At 62.7% G+C, this 17,757-nt stretch carries 15 protein-coding genes; 8 read left to right on the top strand and 7 right to left on the bottom strand.

What is annotated here, in order from left to right:
- Positions 1 to 28: 28 nt before the first annotated feature.
- Entirely contained in the window at positions 29 to 661 is a 633-nt protein-coding gene (locus NKF27_RS13945) for a CoA pyrophosphatase (protein WP_108133273.1), read from the bottom strand.
- Between the two features lie 101 nt (positions 662 to 762).
- On the opposite strand from NKF27_RS13945, the gene NKF27_RS13940 reads away from it, so the two are divergent.
- Positions 763 to 1,320: an NUDIX hydrolase gene (locus NKF27_RS13940; RefSeq protein ID WP_253552474.1), complete on the top strand. Its 558-nt coding sequence runs from the start codon at positions 763 to 765 to the stop codon at positions 1,318 to 1,320.
- Positions 1,321 to 1,422: 102 nt separating this feature from the next.
- Here NKF27_RS13940 and NKF27_RS13935 read toward each other — a convergent pair whose 3' ends face one another.
- Positions 1,423 to 1,734 carry a YqfO family protein gene (locus tag NKF27_RS13935; protein ID WP_108133275.1) on the bottom strand — a complete coding sequence of 104 codons (312 nt, stop codon included), beginning with the start codon at positions 1,732 to 1,734 and terminating at the stop codon, positions 1,423 to 1,425.
- Positions 1,735 to 1,842: 108 nt separating this feature from the next.
- On the opposite strand from NKF27_RS13935, the gene NKF27_RS13930 reads away from it, so the two are divergent.
- A complete protein-coding gene (locus NKF27_RS13930) occupies positions 1,843 to 2,688 on the top strand; it encodes a fructosamine kinase family protein (RefSeq protein ID WP_253552473.1) in 846 nt (281 codons plus the stop codon).
- A gap of 155 nt (positions 2,689 to 2,843) precedes the next feature.
- Here NKF27_RS13930 and NKF27_RS13925 read toward each other — a convergent pair whose 3' ends face one another.
- Positions 2,844 to 3,758: an alpha/beta fold hydrolase gene (locus NKF27_RS13925; RefSeq protein WP_222568540.1), complete on the bottom strand. Its 915-nt coding sequence runs from the start codon at positions 3,756 to 3,758 to the stop codon at positions 2,844 to 2,846.
- Between the two features lie 348 nt (positions 3,759 to 4,106).
- On the opposite strand from NKF27_RS13925, the gene NKF27_RS13920 reads away from it, so the two are divergent.
- The 4 genes from NKF27_RS13920 to NKF27_RS13905 all read left to right on the top strand — a co-directional run bounded on the left by NKF27_RS13920 (position 4,107) and on the right by NKF27_RS13905 (position 11,292).
- Positions 4,107 to 5,570 (top strand): TolC family outer membrane protein, encoded by a 1,464-nt coding sequence (locus NKF27_RS13920; RefSeq protein WP_253552471.1) that lies wholly within the window; start codon positions 4,107 to 4,109, stop codon positions 5,568 to 5,570.
- A 92-nt stretch (positions 5,571 to 5,662) separates the two neighbouring features.
- Positions 5,663 to 7,057 carry an efflux RND transporter periplasmic adaptor subunit gene (locus NKF27_RS13915; protein WP_253552469.1) on the top strand — a complete coding sequence of 465 codons (1,395 nt, stop codon included), beginning with the start codon at positions 5,663 to 5,665 and terminating at the stop codon, positions 7,055 to 7,057.
- Entirely contained in the window at positions 7,054 to 10,248 is a 3,195-nt protein-coding gene (locus NKF27_RS13910; RefSeq protein ID WP_108133280.1) for an efflux RND transporter permease subunit, read from the top strand. The genes NKF27_RS13915 and NKF27_RS13910 overlap by 4 nt, the downstream gene beginning before the upstream one ends.
- Positions 10,249 to 10,551: 303 nt before the next feature.
- A complete protein-coding gene (locus NKF27_RS13905) occupies positions 10,552 to 11,292 on the top strand; it encodes a hypothetical protein (RefSeq protein ID WP_052704358.1) in 741 nt (246 codons plus the stop codon).
- Between the two features lie 51 nt (positions 11,293 to 11,343).
- On the opposite strand, the gene NKF27_RS13900 is transcribed toward NKF27_RS13905, so the two are convergent.
- Positions 11,344 to 11,958 (bottom strand): TetR family transcriptional regulator, encoded by a 615-nt coding sequence (locus NKF27_RS13900; protein ID WP_222568536.1) that lies wholly within the window; start codon positions 11,956 to 11,958, stop codon positions 11,344 to 11,346.
- Between the two features lie 182 nt (positions 11,959 to 12,140).
- Between NKF27_RS13900 and NKF27_RS13895 the strand changes: the two genes are divergently transcribed.
- On the top strand, positions 12,141 to 13,175 hold the full coding sequence (locus NKF27_RS13895; RefSeq protein ID WP_253552466.1) for a succinylglutamate desuccinylase/aspartoacylase family protein: 1,035 nt from the start codon (positions 12,141 to 12,143) through the stop codon (positions 13,173 to 13,175).
- Between the two features lie 267 nt (positions 13,176 to 13,442).
- Here NKF27_RS13895 and dusA read toward each other — a convergent pair whose 3' ends face one another.
- On the bottom strand, positions 13,443 to 14,444 hold the full coding sequence (gene dusA, locus NKF27_RS13890; RefSeq protein ID WP_108133324.1) for a tRNA dihydrouridine(20/20a) synthase DusA: 1,002 nt from the start codon (positions 14,442 to 14,444) through the stop codon (positions 13,443 to 13,445).
- 282 nt (positions 14,445 to 14,726) lie between these two features.
- On the opposite strand from dusA, the gene NKF27_RS13885 reads away from it, so the two are divergent.
- The gene (locus NKF27_RS13885) at positions 14,727 to 15,014 is read left to right on the top strand and encodes a hypothetical protein (protein ID WP_045991842.1); all 288 of its coding nucleotides are present in this window, start codon (positions 14,727 to 14,729) and stop codon (positions 15,012 to 15,014) included.
- A gap of 1,000 nt (positions 15,015 to 16,014) precedes the next feature.
- Here the strand turns inward: NKF27_RS13885 and NKF27_RS13880 are convergent.
- Together NKF27_RS13880 and NKF27_RS13875 are read right to left on the bottom strand one after the other, a co-directional pair.
- Positions 16,015 to 17,034: an IS30 family transposase gene (locus NKF27_RS13880; protein ID WP_108450240.1), complete on the bottom strand. Its 1,020-nt coding sequence runs from the start codon at positions 17,032 to 17,034 to the stop codon at positions 16,015 to 16,017.
- Positions 17,003 to 17,317, bottom strand: a complete 315-nt coding sequence (locus NKF27_RS13875) for a hypothetical protein (RefSeq protein ID WP_253552463.1) — start codon at positions 17,315 to 17,317, stop codon at positions 17,003 to 17,005. The genes NKF27_RS13880 and NKF27_RS13875 overlap by 32 nt, the downstream gene beginning before the upstream one ends.
- Between the last annotated feature and the right edge of the window lie 440 nt (positions 17,318 to 17,757).

The following is a 17,757-nucleotide window of genomic DNA, read 5'->3' as shown; positions in this document are numbered from 1 at the left end:
CGTCTTGTCATCGCGGGGCCGTGCCTGGTCATCTTGGCGCTCTTCTCGGAGGCAGATGGCGTAGTCTACCCTCCGGGCGGCGAGAAAGGCTCATGTCCAGGTCGCATCCCTTGGCCAGCAGCTCCACCAGCATCATGGCGGACAGCCCCCAGATCACGTAGTCGTCGCCCTGGTCGGCGGGGATCAGGTAGCTCGGCACATAGATGTCGTTGCCGTCCACCGGGATCACGTCGGTGTGGGTACGCTGGTCATCGATAAAGTGCGACAGCGGCACCTCGAAGATCGCGTCCAGCTCGCCCAGGTCCGGGACCAGCGGCAGATCCGGCGGAATCAGCCCGACGAAAGGGGTGACCTTGAGACCATGCAGCGACAGCACATCCGAGAGCTGGCCGAGCACCTCTACCTGGCCGGGGGGCAGGCCGATCTCTTCTTCGGACTCGCGCAGGGCGGTGGCCAGCAGGTCGGCGTCATGAGGCTCCCGCTTGCCGCCCGGAAAGGCGACCTGGCCGCTGTGGGTCGACAGGTGGCTTGCGCGGCGGGTGAACAGCAGGCCGGGCTCGGGCCGATCGACCAACGGAATGAGTACCGCCGCCTCGGGCAGCTTCAGCGTCAGGCGGCGGGGGGAATGCGCTTGCAGGCGTTTGCGAAGTTTCTCTAACATGGGGGATCCGCAGGGTTTCACTCCTTGTACCCAGCCCCGTGCAGTGGCGTCAAGCCCGTCCTCCATTCCCGAGCCGGGAGCGACATGAACGATTGCAGCCCATGAATTTTTGCAGCCATTGCGGGCAGACCGTCCGTTTCGTCATCCCCGAGGGGGACGACCGTCCGCGTTACCTGTGTGACGACTGCGGCACCATCCACTACCAGAACCCGCGCATCGTGGCCGGCACGCTGCCGGTTTGCGGGTCACGGGTGCTGCTGTGTCGTCGCGCCATCGCGCCGCGTGAAGGCTACTGGACGCTGCCGGCGGGATTCATGGAAAACGGCGAGACCACCCCGGACGCAGCACGGCGCGAGACTCGCGAGGAGGCCTGCGCCGAGGTAGTGCTGTCGGGGCTCTACACCATGATCGACCTGCCCCATATCAATCAGGTGTTCATGATCTTTCTCGCCGAGCTCGATGGAGGTTACGCCGCCGGTCCCGAGAGTCTTGAAGTCGCGCTGTTCGAGGAGCACGAGGTGCCCTGGGACGAACTGGCCTTTCCCACCATCGAGCGTACCCTGCGTCACTTCTTCGAGGACCGCGCAAGCGCGACCTTCCCGCTGCACATCAGCGATATCACACCGGATCAGCGCAGGCGCTTCTTCGGCAGCGCCTGACGGCACACTTTCAAGGCTTGCCGGGGGCGGGGCCAGGGTTGCTCCCGGTGGCCCGCCGCAGATTCGAAAGGCCACCGGCCGGCTCGTCCGCTTTCGTTCGCGTTATAGATCTGCCAGCCGCCAGACGTCGTAGGCTACCTCCTCGTAGGGGTGGGCCAGCTTGAGCGCGGAGATGGCGGCGCCGATCAGCTCGTCCTCGCACACCAGCTCCACCTTGTATTCCTCAACCCGCTCAAGCTCACCCACCTGCCCGATGTGCGGGTCGGCGCCGTCCAGCGGGCGAAACTGGCCCTGACCGGCGGTCTGGAAGCAGCAGGCCTCGTAGTCACCGATGCGTCCGGCACCCGTGGCAAACACGGCTTCCTTGACCGCCTCGGCGTCGTCTCTGGGCACGAAGAAGGCAAGCTTGTACATGGGGTCTCCTTGCGTAAGCTGGGGGATGGTCGAGCCGGGTGTACCACCCGAGGGTGGCGACGCGCAACCTGCGCCCGGCGAATCTGCCAGCAGCCAGCAGGAGCCAGCATGAAACTGAATGACGCCCTCGAGACGCTGGGGCTAGCCGCCACGGCACCGCCACGTGCCCTGTCGGGCGGTGATATGGCCGAGGTGTGGCGGATCGAGACAGCGCAGGGCGCGGTGGTGGCCAAGCGCGACGATCCTGAACGCCTGGCAGGAGAGGCCGAGGGCCTTGCCGCACTCGGGGATGCCGGTAGCTCGCTGGTGATACCCGCAGTGATGGGCCAGGTCGGCTCCTGGCTGGTGATGGAAGCACTGGAGCCGGGGCCCGCCGACTGGACGGCGCTGGGTCGAGGGCTGGCGGAGCTGCACGCGCCTTGCGAGGCCGCCCACGGCTGGGCGCACGACAACGCCTGCGGGGCGACGCCCCAGCCCAATGCGCCGCTTCACGACGGACGCGCCTTCCAGCGTGAGCGCCGATTGATGCCCCTGGGCGAGGCCTGCCACGGCCGCGGCTTGCTGTCGCGCAGTGAACTTGCCCGCCTCGGGCAGGTGGCCGACCAGCTCGAGGGGTGGCTGCCTGACCAGGCGCCGAGTCTGGTGCACGGGGACCTGTGGTCCGGCAACGTCATCCACAGTTCGCGGGGCCCGGCATTGATCGACCCGGCGGTCTATCGCCACTACCCGGAGGTGGATCTGGCCATGCTGACGCTGTTCGGCGCGCCGGGTGAGGCCTTTTTCGAGGCCTACTGGCAGGCGCAGGGGCGGGAGCGCGCCCCCGTCGACTGGCCCCGGCGCGAAGCCGCCTTCCAGCTCTATCCGTTGCTCAATCACCTGCTGCTGTTCGGCCGTGGCTATCACGCGGCAGTGTTGCGAACGATCACGCGGCTGGAGCAGGACTCCAACGACTAGGGCTTGTCTGAAAAGTGCCTGCGCTCGGTAATACGGCGTTAAAAATCGGATCAAAATGCTCATTTACACCCCGTAAACTGCGCTTTCTCACCGATTTTTGCCTTGTCTAACCTTCGCTCGTCGACTTTTCGGACAGCGCCTAGACAGAGCGGGCTTCAGGAGGCGCCGAGCCCCAGCAGGCGTCGCCACCAGGGACGCGCAACCGCCCTGGACGGCTCGTGAGGCTGCTCGGCGAGGCTTTTCTCGAGAAAGGCCTTGATCGGTGCAACCTGGCTCGGGCGATCGAGCATAGGGGCGTGGCCGCAGCCCGGGACCGCCAGCGTCTCGAGCTGTGGCTGAGCCTCGCCCATGCGGGTGACGATATCCTCGGACAGCAAAGGTGAGTCTTCGCCACGCACGACCATCAAGGGGCAGCGGATGGCCTTCCAGTCGGCCCAGGTGTCCCTGGGCGTGTCGTGGACGAATTGCTCGCCGATGCGCGGGTCGTAGTGGTAGGTCCAGCTACCATCTGGCAGGCGGCGGGCGCTCTCCAGGGTGAGCTGGCGCCAGGCGTCCTCGTCATCGATGCCGAAGCCGGCGTAGTGGCGGCGAAGCTCCGCCTCCAGTTGGCTCAAGCGGGAAAAACGGTGGGGGACGGTGAAGTAGGTGGCCAGTTCGGCCAGGCCTTGTGGCACCAGTTCCGGACCGACATCGTTGAGCACCAGTCGCTCGATGCGGCCTGCACTGGATGGATCGGCGGCCAGCAGCATGCCGAGCAGCCCTCCCATGGAGGTACCCACCCAGGCTGCCCGGTCGAGTTCGAAGTGATCCATGACCGCCAACGCGACTGTCATGTAGTGGGAGTACAAGTAGTCATTGGCAGGATACAGCGACCAGCTCGACAGTCCTCGCCCCGGTGTGTCGGGTGCCAGGACTCGCCATTCGGGGCCAAGTTCTCGGGCCAGGGCAGCGAAGTCACCGCCGTGGCGTGCCAGTCCGTGCCAGGCGATGACGGTTCTGGGGGCCTCGGGATGAAACACGCGTACCGCGATCTCGAGCTCTCGGAAGGTGACCAGTCTCAGAGTGTCCATGGTGGCTCCTGGTGATGGTCCTGCAGGGGAGGGCGATCTTGGCTATGTTGCAGTGCAGCATTGTGGTTTAGCCAGCAATATAGTGCGGAATTGCGAATTTTTCACCATCCTTGCATGAAGGGCGGTAGAATACGACGCCAAACATGCGACAATGTATGTATATCGAATACCACTAGATTCGAACGCCACCCGGTGCTTTCCAGGAAGTCGAGGCGCCCAGGAAATGGCAAGGACAGTGTGTCAGGGAGGTCGTGCTCGCGTCGCGCGGCGTTCTTGGTGCGATGTCTCTGTGGCCTGGTCAAAGGGACTTGTGGACAACGCCGAGCAACAGATCCGAGGATGCTATCAATGACGCCTTCCCGACCAGTCCCCGTCACTCTGACCTCGCGGGTTCCTTCTCGCCGACGCCTTCTGTGTGCCGCTATCGCCGCCCTGATGATGGGCCAGGTCCAGGCCGCCGATCTGTTGACCATTACCCGCGACGCGCTGGACAACAACTCCGAGTTGGCCTCCGAGCGGTCCACCACCAGTAGTGCGGAAGAAAGCATCAACGTCGAACAGGCGGATCTCAATCCTCAGGTGACCGCCTCCGGCGAGGCGGCCTACAACCATATCTTCGAGACCCAGTCGCAGTCAGGCTTCAGCGGCACCGGCAGCGATGACGACTACCTCAGCTACGGTCTCAACCTGCAGGCGACCCAGAAGCTCTACGACGCCCTGAACAGCCGCGAAGTGAACGTGGCCGAGGCCCAGCTGGAGCAGCAGACCTACACCCTGGCGGCTACCGAGCAGCAGGTGTTGATCGACACCTCGTCGGCCTACTTCGATATTCTGCGTGCCTACGAGATCCTCGAAGCACGCAGGGCCCAGGAGCGCGCCATCGGGCGTCAGCTCGAGCAGGCCCAGGAGCAGTTCGACGTCGGTTTGATCGCGATCACCGAGGTCGAGGAAGCGCGGGCGACCTTCGACCAGTCACGGGCCGACCGGATCGTCGCCGAGAGCGACCTCCAGGTGGCCTTCGAGGCGCTGGAGCGCTTGACCGGCAAGCGCTACGACAGCATCGAGATGCTCCAGGACGATCTGCCCATTGCGCTGCCCGAGCCGTCCAGTCGTGATGCCTGGATCGAGCTTGCCATCGAGCGCAATCCGGAACTGCTGGCGCAGCAGGCTGGCGTCGATGTGGCGCGTGAGCGGATCGATGTGGCCAGGGCCGCCGATCTGCCGGTGGTGGAGGCCTTTGCCAACTACGCCTACAGCGACGACGAGCGTGACAACTACGACGACTACAACTCCAATAGCCAGGTGGGCGTGAGCGCCAGTATGCCGCTGTACACCGGCGGTCGGACCAGCGCTTCGGTGCGCCAGACCACCTACGACCTGGAGTCCAGCCAGTACGACTTCGAGTCCCAGCGCCGCGAGACGGTGCTGCAGGTGCGCTCGCTGTACACCCAGGTCAGCAATGACGTCTCCACGGTGGCGGCGCGCAAGCAGTCCATCGTCTCCAACCAGAGTGCCCTGGATGCCACCCGCGCGGGCTACGAGGTGGGTACCCGCAACATCGTCGACGTGCTCAACGCCGAGCAGAACCTGTATAACGCCATCGCTGACTACGCCGATGCCCGTTTCAACTACGTGATCAACCTGCTCAGTCTGCACCGTCAGGCGGGGGTGCTCGACGCCCAGGATATCGCCGAGCTCAACGCCTTCCTGGTCGAGGAAGGGCAGGTGAACTTCACCCTGCCGGAGCAGGGCGAGGCCGACGAATACGACGCGGTTCTCGATATCGGCGCACCGCCGAGTCAGGACGGCTGACGCACGCCTAGGCGTCCAGGCTGACCGCCTCCTCCCTCGAGGCGGTCAGCGCCCGGCATCTGACGATCCAATTACCCCGAAGGAATCAAGGGATGAAAACCACCATCTATCGCGGCCGCCTCTGGGCCGCACTGGCGGCGGCATTGCTGCTGGTCGGCTGTGGTCAGGAAGAAGACCCGTCCGCCGGCCAGGCCGGTGGTCAGCCACCCGCCAAGGCCATCGAGGTGGCCGAGCTGGCCTACCAGGACATTCCACTGGACAAGTCCTACCCCTCCAAGCTGATGAGCGAGCAGGAAGTCACCCTGGTCGCACGTGTCACCGGTGTGCTCGAGGAGCGCAAGTTCGAACCCGGCGATCAGGTCGAGCAGGGGGAGAGCCTCTACACCATCGAGCCGGACCTGTACGAGGCCACCGTGGCCCAGCGCGAGGCCGACCTGGCCAGCGCCCAGGCCGAGCTGTCGCGGGCCGAGCGTGACGCCAATCGTTTCCAGCAGCTGGCAGCCCAGAACTCGGTGAGCCGTCAGCAGGTCGACCAGGCCCTGGCCGACGCGCGCGTCGCGCGGGCCAGCGTGGCCCAGGCCGAGGCGGCGCTGAAGAGCGCCCAGCTCGACCTGGACTACGCCGAGGTCACGGCGCCGGTGTCTGGCGTGATCGGTCTCAGTGAGGTCAATGTCGGCAACCTGGTGTCACCCAATACCGAACTTGCCACCATCACTCCGCTGGATCCGCTGGAGGTCCGTTTCCAGATGCCTCAGAACGACGCCTTCGAGCTGCGTCGTCAGTTGAAGGACATGAGCATCGAGGACATCGCCGCCTCGCTCGAAGCGTTCTCTTCGCGTGGGGATGAGCCTGCCGTGCTCAGCGGCCACCTGGACTTCCTTGGCTCCCGTGTCGATCCCGAGACCAGCACCGTCCAGGCGGAGGCCACCTTTGCCAACCCGGACGGCGCGGTGCTGCCGGGTCAGTACGTGCGCGTGAAGATCGAGGGGCTGGCGCGCTTCGGCGTGCTGGCGGTGCCGGAGCTGGCGTTGACCCAGGGCCTGATGGGCCCGCAGGTCTACGTGCTCGATGAAGACAACGTCGCCAGGGCGCGTCCGGTGCAGCTCGGCGAGCTGGCGGGCGCCTGGCAGATCATCCTCGACGGCGTCGAACCCGGCGAGCGTGTGGTGGTCGGTGATCCGGGCAGCCTGAAGCCGGGTACCCCGATCGACCCCCAGCCGTTTGACGGCGACGCCGAGGCACTGATGCAAGAAGCCCAGTACGAGCAACAGGGGCAGGGCGCCGGCCAGGCCGCGCCCGAGCAAGCCGAGCAGGAAGCTGCGTCACCGGGCGAGCCAGCGGCCGATCAGAGCGGACAGGGCACTGCCGAGAGCGCTGACCAGGGCGAGGATGCCGCGAGTGCCACCCAGGCCGCCCAGCAGGCGCCGATGAACGCGCCGCAGGGCGATCAGGAGGCCGAGGAGGCTCGAGGAGAGGGTAACGAATGAATTTCGCCAACTTCTTCATCAAGCGGCCGATCTTCGCCTCGGTCCTGGCGATCATCCTGACCATCATCGGGGCGATGAGCATGCGGGTACTGCCGATCGAGCAGTATCCCAGCGTGGTGCCGCCCACGGTGTCGGTCAGCGCCACCTTCCCGGGGGCCGATGCCGAGACCGTGGCGCAGACGGTGGCCGCGCCGCTGGCGGAGGCGATCAACGGCGTCGAGAACATGCTCTATATGAACTCGACCAGCTCCGACAACGGCTCCATGAGCCTGAGCGTGGCCTTCGACATCGGGACCGACGGTGATATCAACACCATCAACGTCAACAACCGGGTCCAGGGCGCGCTGTCTCAGCTGCCCGAGGCGGTGCAGGAGCAGGGCGTCCAGGTCGAGCTGCGTTCCAGCTCGATCCTGATGCTGGTGTCGTTGATCTCGCCCCAGGACGACTACGACAACATCTACATGCAGAACTACGCCACCCTGAACATTCTCGACGAGCTGCGCCAGATTCCCGGCGTCGGTGAGGCCGAGGTGCTGGGCGGTGGCGAGTTCGCCATGCGCATCTGGATGGACCCCAACAAGCTGGCCGAGTACGACCTGACCCCCACCGAAGTGGCGGCGGCGATTCGTGCCCAGAACACCGAGGTGCCGGCGGGTAGTCTGGCGTCCACGCCGATCGACAGCCCGCGTGCTTTCACCTACACCATTACCGCCGGTGGACGTCTGTCCAGCGCCGACGACTTCCGCGACATCCTGCTGCGCACCAACGAGGACGGCTCTGCGCTGCGCCTGGATGACGTCGCACGGATCGAGCTGGGCGCCTCCTTCTATGGCGTCGAGGCGCGCCTCAACGGCGCCATCATGACGCCGATCATGATCCAGCAGCAGCCGGGCGCCAATGCCCTGCAGACGGCAGACATGGTCAAGGAGAAGATGAACGAGCTGGAGGTGCGCTTCCCGCCGGGCCTCGAGTACGTGGTGCCCTACGACACCACCCTGTTCATCGACGCCTCGGTGGAAACCGTCTTCCACACCTTTATCGAAGCCTTCCTGATCGTCGGCGTCATCCTGTTCATCTTCCTGCAGAACTGGCGCTTTACCGTGATCGCCATGTCGGTGGTGCCGGTATCGGTACTGGCCACCTTTGCCGGCTTCTACGTGTTCGGCTTCTCGATCAATCTTTTGACGCTGTTCGCTCTGGTGCTGTCCATCGGCATCGTGGTGGATGACGCCATCCTGGTGGTGGAGAACGTCGAAAGGGTGCTGTCGGAGGACGAGGAGATCACGGTTCGCCAGGCCACCATCCAGGCCATGAAGGAGGTCGGTGGGCCGGTCATCGCCACCTCGCTGATCATGGCGGCGGTGTTCGTGCCGGTGGCCTTCCTCGGCGGCTTCACAGGGCAGATCTATCAGCAGTTCGCCCTGACCATCGCCATCTCGGTGGCGTTCTCGGCGCTGATGGCATTGACCTTCACCCCGGCGCTGTCGGCGATCTTCATCAAGCACGACCTGCACAAGAAGGAATCCTCCTTCATGCGGGCGGTGCGCACCCCGCTGCGCCTGTTCGACCGCTTCTTCGACGGCGTCACCAGGGTGTTCATGGTGGCGGTCAAGGCGCTGGTCAAGGCCTGGGTGCTGACCCTGCTGCTGGTGGGGCTGGTCGGGGCCGGTTCCTTCTGGCTCTACGAGAACACGCCCTCGACGCTGGTGCCGGAAACCGACCAGGGCATCGCCCTGGCGGCGGTCAGCCTGCCGGACTCGGCCTCGCTCAGCCGCACCAAGGCCTATATGGCCGAGGTCAGCAAGCGCATCGAGGAAGTGCCCGGTGTGCGCTATTCCTCGGCCATCGCCGGTTACGACATGCTGACCAGCTCGGTCAACACCGCGCGCGGCATCATCTTCATCAACATGGACAACTGGGACGAGCGCGAGACCACGGTGGATGACCTGATCGGCCGGATCTTCCAGATCGGTGCCGAGGTCGACGGCGGCAACGTCATGGCCTTCAACATGCCGCCGATCATCGGCCTGTCCACCACCGGCGGCTTCACCGGTTACCTGCAGTCGTTCTCCGGTGCCACCCCCGAGGAGATCTACCAGGCCTCGCTCAAGGTGATGCAGGCGGCCAACCAGGACCCGGCGCTCAACCAGGTGTTCTCGACCTTCAGCGTCAACGTGCCGTCCTTCCGGGCCGAGATCGACCAGCAGAAGGCGCTGAGCTACGGCGTGTCGCTGACCGACCTCAATGCCACTCTGTCGAACACCTTCGGCAATGGCTTCGTCAACTTCTTCAGCTACCAGAACCGCAACTTCCAGGTCTACCTGCAGAACGAGGCGGAGTACCGCGACACCCCGGACGATATCAACAACGTCTATGTGCGCGGCGGCAATGGTGAGCGGATTCCGCTGTCGGAGTTCGTGACCCTCGAGCGCAAGGCCGCACCTGCGGTAGTCACCCGTTTCGGTGTCTACTCGGCGGCCCAGTTCCAGGGGGGGCCGGCGGAAGGCTACTCCTCGACCCAGGCGCTCCAGGCCATGGAGCGGATCGTCCAGGATACGCTTGGCAGCGACTGGGGCATGGGCTGGACCGGTACCGCCTACCAGGAGAGCGAAGCGGGTAACGCCGGCACCATCGCCATCATCTTCGGCATGGTCATGGTGTTCCTGATCCTGGCGGCGCAGTACGAGAGCTGGTCATTGCCGCTGGCGGTACTGACCGCCACGCCGTTCGCCTTCCTCGGGGGCATCGCCGGTATCGCCATGCGTGGCCTGGATACCAGCGTCTATGTCCAGATCGGGGTATTGGTGGTCATCGGCCTGGCGGCAAAGAACGCCATTCTGATCGTCGAGTTCGCCGAGTTGCAGCGCAAGGAGATGGGCAAGACCATCCGCGAGGCGGCGATCACCGCGGCGGAGCTGCGTTTCCGGCCCATCGTGATGACCTCCATGGCATTCATCTTCGGCACCCTGCCGCTGGCCATGGCCACCGGCGCCAGTGACACCAGCAGTCACCACATCGGTACCACGGTGGCCATGGGCATGGCCTCGGTGGCGATACTGGGTAGCTGTTTCGTGCCGTCGTTCTACGCCATGATCGCGTCGCTCTCCCTGCGCTTGTTCGGAGAGCGTGGTTCCGACGACGATGAGGACGAGAACGCCTCAGAAGCCAAGGGCACTGCCACCGATCATTGAACCAGTGGGCGGGTCAACATGACCGCCCCTCATCAGTAGAATGGTTGATGCAGGTCAAAGCGCCGCCTTTCCAGGCGGCGCTTTTTTTATGCTGCAGAGGCGGTGAGTCGCTGGTGGCAGGGGGCTTTTTATCGCCCATTACAAGCTTGTGGCGGGCCTGGGGGAAGTGTGCAGTGCAGCATATTGTGCATTGCAACATGCTGTCGCCAAAGGAAAAATTGGGATGTGCGGGTCGAGGTTTGTGGCCTATGGCGCTATGCTGCGGGTAGCAAGTACGCAAGTGGCAACGCCACGGGAGGTGGTATGGACATAACGCTGATCAGGGACATTGCCCTGAGTTTTCCGCTGATTCTGTTCACGGTGCTGCTTCCACTCGTCGCGCTCTACTGGATCCTGGTGGCATTGAAGCTGGTGCCGCTGCAGCTGTTCGAACGTGACAGCCTGCGTGACGATCATATGGCCAGCACGATGGTATCGCTGGGGTTTGCCGGGGTGCCGGTGACGGTGGCCTTGACCGCGCTGATCCTGTTCGCTGCTGTCTTCACGCTGGTGGCGGAACTGCTGATTCTGCAGTGGGTCAACTTGGCGATCGTGATCGTGCCGCTGGGCATCGTGGTGCTGTGGGGAGCCTTTGCGCTGTCGTCCCCGCTGGCATCCCGCTTCTGTCGGGTACTGTTGAAGCGCTATCGCGATCGGCCCTCGTTCAACCGCCGTTGCCTGCTGGGCGAGCGTGTTCAGGTGGTCGGTTTCATCGATGGCCAGGGGTGCTGCCGTGCGGTGCTCTGCTCGGACGGAACCCGGGAGATCTGCCTGAGGGGCAAGCCGGGGGCGATGCCGCGGGAAGGGGAAGTACGGGTGCTGGTCAAGTACCTGGAAGAGCACGACAGCTTCCGCTCGGTGGCCGAGCAGGAGTTTCTCGATGCGCGTACCCGGCTGGTAAGGCTCAAGCTGATCGAGCGCCATGAACCGGTACCACCCCATGAGGCGCCGACGCACGGGCACCACTACCACGGCCATCGTCACTCCCACGGCCATCAGCATTGAAGCGTGTCGAGCCCTTCCCGAGTCGATCGAGTGCCGGTTCGCGACGACGAGTCAGTCGCGACCGATCAGGCGGATCAGGTCATCGACCAGGGCAGGGCCTCGTTCACTGAGAGTGAAAGCCTGGGGCGCCCGCAGCCACTCCCAGAACAGCCCGCTCAGGGCATAGTGAAACAGGTCGGTGGCACGCTCCGGGCTAAGCCCGGGGCGTAGCTGCTGCTTGAGATCAGCCTGCTTGAACTGGCGCAGCAAGGCCTGGCAGGTTTCTCGGGCGATCTCGGCCTTGGCCTCCAGCGGGTCGAAATCGTCGGTACGCTCGCAGTGGTGCAGCAGGATACCGTGAACCCGGCGGTGGCGCGGAGTATCGGCCTGACGCAACCCGACATGACAGCTCAAGCGAATGGCCTCCAGCGGGTGGTGATCGACCGAGGAGTCGTCGAGCTCATTGAGCAGGTCCTCGAACGGCAGATGGACACGCTCCAGCATGGCCCGGAACAGATCGCCCTTGTTGCGAAAATGCCAGTACAGGGCGCCCCGGGTAACGCCGGCCCGTCGCGAGATGACCTCGAGCGAGGCGCGCGAGACGCCGCGCTCGAGGAACACTTCCTCGGCGGCATCGAGCAATGCGGCTCGGGTGGCGGCGGCTTCTTGCTTGGTACGGCGGGCCATGGGGGCGGGGCGCTCCGGCGGTGGGTCAGTCCGCGTATTCTACCGGACTGGCCCCGCGAGATCAGCGGCATCGATACGCGCACTGAGGTAAATTGGGCTCGTTTTGGCGACGTCACAAAGGTATAAGGACGACAGGTGCTGTCGTGTTTTCGACGGCGCGGCATGGCGACTAAGGAACTTTCATGGCAAGAGCCCCCTTCGAACTGGCCGGCATTACCGTCAAGCCGGGCACGCGTGCCCAGATCGACGTGCCGGTGGCCAAACTTTACACCCATGCACCGCTGGATATCCCGGTGGAGGTCGTTCACGGACGCCAGCCCGGTCCCACCTTGCTGGTGTGCAGCGCCATCCACGGCGACGAGATAAACGGTGTCGAGATCGTCAGGCGTCTGTTGCGTTCGCGCCAGATCAACCGTCTGCGCGGCACCCTGATCGCGGTGCCGATCGTCAATATCTTCGGCTTCGTTCAGCACTCTCGCTATCTGCCGGATCGGCGCGATCTCAATCGCTGCTTTCCCGGCAGTGAATCGGGCTCGCTCGGGGGGCGTATCGCGGCGCTGTTTCGCGAGCAGATCGTCGATCACGCGACCCACATCATCGACCTTCATACCGGCGCCATCCACCGCACCAACCTGCCGCAGATCCGCGCCCAGCTAGGTGACGCCGGCGAGGAGACCCGGCGCATGGCCGACGCCTTCGGCGCCCCGGTGATTCTCAACGCCGAGCTGCGCGAAGGCAGCCTTCGCCACTACGCCCAGACTCGCGGTACGCCAGTACTCACTTACGAGGCCGGCGAGGCGCTACGCTTCGACGAGTGGGCGATTACCGCCGGTGTCCGAGGGGTGCTGAGGGTGATGCGCCGGCTCGACATGCTGACCGGCGAGCAACGCCGGCGCAAGCCGCCGGCGGCGGAGGTCGCCAATGGGTCGAGCTGGGCGCGTGCGCCCATCGACGGCATCCTGAGGCCCAAGGTGCGCCTGGGTGCCCGGGTCGCCAACGGGCAGGTGCTGGGCAAGGTCGCCGATCCCTTCGGCGAGACCGAAGGCGAAATCCTGTCCATGGCCGACGGCATCGTCATCGGCATGAGCCGGCTGCCCCTGGCCAACGAAGGCGAGGCGCTGTTCCATATCGCCCGCTTCGACGCCATCGAAGAAGCCGAAAGCGCCATCGAGACGTTTCAGTCGAGCCTGGAGCCGCCGCCCGATTCACTCTACTAGGCCTCAAGGCATGAAGCGGTTCACCCAGGAGCCAAGGTTGCACGTGCTGGTGAGCGCTCGCTGACCTTAAGGCATGTGGGTGGTGATAGGGGCAGGGCTAGCGTTAGCGGTAGGGCTGGCGAGACAGATGTCCGGAGGGCTTGATGAAGATCGAGTCCCCAACCCCGGACCCAATAAGGAATAGAGAACGGCCGAGCAGATCGCTCGGCCGTTCTCTTTTTTGCAGGGCAATTTTTGCCCGTGCAGCGGAGTGTCGTGCAGCCGTTGTCAGGCGCTGACGGGCTCCGGCACCAGGCCCAGGGCATCGTCGAACACCGCCAGGCCCGCGCCGTCGCGATGAGCGTTCTCCGACAGATGTCGACGGAAGCGGCGCCCGCCGGGGCAGCCCTGGAACAGGCCAAGAAGATGGCGGGTGATATGGTTGAGCTTGGCGCCTTCTTCCAGGCGGCGCTGGATGTAAGGGCGTAGTGCCATGGCGGCGGCGTGGCGACTGTCAGCAGGCCCCGGCTCGCCGTAGATCGCCTGGTCCACCTGGGCCAGCAGCCAGGGATTCTGGTAGGCCTCGCGACCCACCATCACGCTGTCGACGTGATTAAGCTGCGTCTGGCACTCCTCGAGGCTCTTGATGCCGCCGTTGATGCCGATATGCAGATCGGGGCGACTGGCCTTCAAGCGATGCACCCGCGGATAATTCAGCGGCGGCACGTCGCGGTTTTCCTTGGGGGACAGCCCCTGCAGCCAGGCCTTGCGCGCGTGCACGATAAACACCTCGCAGCCGGCGTCGGCTACCTGGGTGATAAAGCGCTCGAGATCGGCGTCCTCGTCCTGATCGTCGATCCCGATACGGCACTTCACCGTCACCGGAATCGACACCGCCTCGCGCATCGTCGCCACCGCCAGTGCCACCTTGTCCGGATGACCCATCAGGCAGGCCCCGATCAGGTTGTTCTGGACCCTGTCGCTGGGGCAACCCACGTTGAGATTGACCTCGTCATAGCCCCACTCCTCGGCGATCGCTGCGCACTCGGCGAGTTCCCCCGGATCGCTGCCACCTAACTGCAGCGCCAGCGGATGCTCCACCTCGTCGTAGCCGAGGAAGCGCTCGCGCGGACGCCCGTGAAGGATCGCACCAGTGGTCACCATCTCGGTGTACAAGAGCGTCCGGCGGGTCAGGGTGCGCGCGAAGACGCGGTAGTCGCGTGTCGTCCAGTCCATCATCGGCGCCACGGAAAAGCGGCGGGCCTGGGCCAGGGGATCTCGGTCAGTCATCGGCATCAAGAGGTCGGGCAGGAGAGGGCGCGTAGTGTACCAGCCCCAAGGGGGCGTTTTCATTGTTGGTGTGGTGACGGAGGGGTGGGTACGAGCGGGAGCAGAGGTGCTTCGCAGTCTGGCCTTGGCCTTGCGTTCTACCGCCAAATTGGAGCAGTGAGGAAAACTTTGCAGATTGAGGACTGCTGGCGCTGGCCTTCCGGCGACGCGAGTATCGTGGTACCGACGAGGGATTGCGCCTTACCTCGGCGCGACGGGCCACCAGGCGAGAGGAGGCGATTTATGCTCAATGAGACCTTGAAAAGGCGATTGGCGAAGGACCGTCCCATGACGACAGTGACGCTGCGGGTGCCGGTTGATGTGGTGGAGTCGCTGAAGGCGATAGCGCCGCTGAAGGGGCTTCAAGGCTACCAGACGCTGCTGAAAGCCTACGTCAGCGAGGGACTGCGTCGCGATGAGGCTCGCTATCTCGATGATGGTGTGCGGCGTTTGGTGGAGGCGTTGAAGGCTCGGGGTGTGGCTCCCGAACTTATCGAACGTGCGGTGGCTGATGCCTATGAGGAGAATTGAGTCGAGCACATCCGACTGCGCGCCTTTCGATAAGGGGGCTCAATAGCCTCCTGCAAGGCACAGGCGATATGTCAGGGGAAGGTCAGATCGATGCGCTCGACTGATTTGACGCTTTCGAGCGGTATCCTCTTGATGCGGGCCAAGGGATCTCGGTCAGCCATCGGCATCAAGAGATCGGGCGGGAGAGAGCGCGTGGTGTGCCAGCCCCAAGGGTGCGTTTTCATCGTGTGGAGTATGGGTCATCGGTCGCGATCTTGCGTAGGGCCCACCTTTGCCTGTCGTGCATCATGGTCGAGCAGCCGGACTGAGCGAAGTGCCTGGGCCACTACGACCGTCTTGAGCGCTGTTCTACCTCGACCCACCGTACTGGGAGATAGCCGGGTAGGGCACCGGCTTCGGCGTCGAGCAATATGAACGCATGAACGAGCTTGCCCCGACAGCGAAAGGGCTGGTCGTCATCAGCGTCAAGGACGTACCCAAGATGCGCAAGGGGTTCATGGGCTCGAGCTGCAGTCGACGCAGTTGCGGTGCACGGTGGGTAGGGAGGCGACTATGGCTGTTGTATCTCGGGAGGTTCAGTTGACGGAAAGGAGCTGTCAAGTATTGACGGCTCCGATCCGCTTGTTCATGGGATGTACATGCCTCTTTGAATGTGCTGGTTAAAAATCACTTTTTTCAGGTTGATTAGCGTAACTTAATTTTTACTGGATGTTTAACTCGGACTTGCAGTCATCGTAGAATCCTAAGGTGGTGTTCAAGGGGACTTCTGGTAGAATATTTTGTGTTATCTTGTAGGATACTGAATTGTCTTGTTCGCACCCTTTACCCCAAGCTTCGGCAACTATTGTGGGAATACCATTGTTCACCTGACACTGTATTATTCGTGTGCGACTCGGTAAGCTTGCTGACAGCATCTCGCATTCAGGAGGGCCATCAAGTTGCTCTGTGCGATCTATCATAATAGATGACGACTGGACGGTCTCAACCTACAAGCGCAACACTATTGGAGTGCCGGAGATCCGGGCACTGACTTCTGGAGAACCTCCGCGTATACCTCCAGAGGCGTCTTGGCGTTCAACGTCTCTCTAGGCCTGGTATTGAGTGAGTCTGCGATCTCATCGAGCTCCTCCTGGGTGTAGGTCGATAGGTCCGTTCCTTTGGGCAGATACTGTCGAAGCAGACCATTGGTATTCTCGTTAGACCCACGTTGCCACGGGCTGTGTGGATCGGCGAAGTAGATGGCTGTCCCGGTACGTTGGGTTATTTCGGCATGCTTGACCATCTCGCTCCCTTGGTCGTAGGTCATCGACAGCCTCAGTGAGCGTGGAACACGGTTCAATTTGTCACTAAAGCCGACCATCGCATCCGTCGCGGTCGTACCGTCCATTTTCACCAGGATGACGAAGCGTGTCGTGCGCTCAACCAACGTGCCTACGGCAGAACGGTTGCTGGCCCCCATGATGAGGTCGCCTTCCCAATGCCCGGGCATCAGCCGATCTTCGATCTCAGGCGGCCGGAGATGAATACTGACCAAGTCAGGAATTTGGCGGCGACGATCCTTGCCACGACTGCGTGGACGCCGCTTTCCCTTCCCCTGCCGAAGGCAAGCAATGAGCTCTTTTTTCAGCGAGCCTCGGGGCATCACATAGAGCGCGTTGTAGATGGCCTCGTGGGAGACCTGACGTGTAGGGTCATTTGGATACATGCGCTTCAGTGTGATGGCTATCTGCCTAGGAGACCAGTACTTGCGCAACAGGTAGGTCACCAGATCGAAGAGAGGCGTACCAAGGCGCAACTTAGATTGTCGTCGTGCTCGATGTCGCGTCAGCGTGGCCCTGAAACCCGCCAGACTGGCGTCATAGCCAGCATGAGAAGGTACCGCATGCCGAGCCAGTTCTCGAGAAATCGTGCTGGCAGCTCTCCCAAGGAACTTGGCGATGGAGCGTATCGAGTGACCTTCACGCATCAGCATGATGGTGGCACGTTCTTCAGCAGTAAGGTGGTGGTAGCAATGAGTCATAGCGATAGCGTACCTGATCGATCAGGTGTTGCACTTGCTCATTGAGACCGCCCTGCCGAATACGAACTGTTTCACATATCTTGGGGTTGAAAAAGCTTCCTGATATGCCTTTTGCTCGTGGTGCGTCAATAACGACTACTGCAGTCTCAGGTCTCGAATTGTTTTGTGAAAACTCTTCTTCTTTATCGGCTACGCAAGAAAGTATATCATCAGATGCCGAATAAGAATTCAATGAAACAAGTAAAAGTGTACACATGAGTAGTGGCGGAATTGATTTAATCATGATGTATGTGTCCAGTTATGATTTTTTATTTTAGCACACGGAAGTCTTTCTGCTTGTCACTTGGTTCCTTATATTTTTGGTTTTGTCTTTTTGTTCTTTGGTAAAATTTTATTATCCGTATGGGAATATTTTTGGGGAATGGCTAATTGATTATTTCTTTAATAAATTTAATTCTTTATCACGATGAGAAGGCCTAAAACGGTGTTCTTCCTCTCCCGGTATGCCGTTGCACTCCGGCCCGCGAGCTAAACCTGCTGATTTTTTGGGCACACTCGCTCTCCCGCCGAGAGCGCCAGCTCTCTATTTTTATCGAGCTGGGCAAAGGGTTGGCATTCTTGCAGGGGAGTGAGGTTCTCATCTGCAATAGGGGAATATGGACGTCTCTAATTGTTGAGCTTTTTTGGATTAATGCGCTCGACTGATTTTACGCTTTCGAGCGG

It is taken from the genome of Halomonas sp. DN3 (assembly GCF_024137905.1).
Taxonomy (GTDB): Bacteria; Pseudomonadota; Gammaproteobacteria; order Pseudomonadales; family Halomonadaceae; genus Halomonas; species Halomonas litopenaei.
This window is presented reverse-complemented; position numbering and strand designations above follow the sequence as displayed.

Bases quoted from the DNA above. Each gene is read 5' to 3' on its own strand.
- NKF27_RS13945 (WP_108133273.1), bottom strand. From the start codon at position 661: ATGTTAGAGAAACTTCGCAAACGCCTGCAAGCGCATTCCCCCCGCCGC.
- NKF27_RS13940 (WP_253552474.1), top strand. From the start codon at position 763: ATGAATTTTTGCAGCCATTGCGGGCAGACCGTCCGTTTCGTCATCCCC.
- NKF27_RS13935 (WP_108133275.1), bottom strand. From the start codon at position 1,734: ATGTACAAGCTTGCCTTCTTCGTGCCCAGAGACGACGCCGAGGCGGTC.
- NKF27_RS13930 (WP_253552473.1), top strand. From the start codon at position 1,843: ATGAAACTGAATGACGCCCTCGAGACGCTGGGGCTAGCCGCCACGGCA.
- NKF27_RS13925 (WP_222568540.1), bottom strand. From the start codon at position 3,758: ATGGACACTCTGAGACTGGTCACCTTCCGAGAGCTCGAGATCGCGGTA.
- NKF27_RS13920 (WP_253552471.1), top strand. From the start codon at position 4,107: ATGACGCCTTCCCGACCAGTCCCCGTCACTCTGACCTCGCGGGTTCCT.
- NKF27_RS13915 (WP_253552469.1), top strand. From the start codon at position 5,663: ATGAAAACCACCATCTATCGCGGCCGCCTCTGGGCCGCACTGGCGGCG.
- NKF27_RS13910 (WP_108133280.1), top strand. From the start codon at position 7,054: ATGAATTTCGCCAACTTCTTCATCAAGCGGCCGATCTTCGCCTCGGTC.
- NKF27_RS13905 (WP_052704358.1), top strand. From the start codon at position 10,552: ATGGACATAACGCTGATCAGGGACATTGCCCTGAGTTTTCCGCTGATT.
- NKF27_RS13900 (WP_222568536.1), bottom strand. From the start codon at position 11,958: ATGGCCCGCCGTACCAAGCAAGAAGCCGCCGCCACCCGAGCCGCATTG.
- NKF27_RS13895 (WP_253552466.1), top strand. From the start codon at position 12,141: ATGGCAAGAGCCCCCTTCGAACTGGCCGGCATTACCGTCAAGCCGGGC.
- dusA (WP_108133324.1), bottom strand. From the start codon at position 14,444: ATGACTGACCGAGATCCCCTGGCCCAGGCCCGCCGCTTTTCCGTGGCG.
- NKF27_RS13885 (WP_045991842.1), top strand. From the start codon at position 14,727: ATGCTCAATGAGACCTTGAAAAGGCGATTGGCGAAGGACCGTCCCATG.
- NKF27_RS13880 (WP_108450240.1), bottom strand. From the start codon at position 17,034: ATGACTCATTGCTACCACCACCTTACTGCTGAAGAACGTGCCACCATC.
- NKF27_RS13875 (WP_253552463.1), bottom strand. From the start codon at position 17,317: ATGATTAAATCAATTCCGCCACTACTCATGTGTACACTTTTACTTGTT.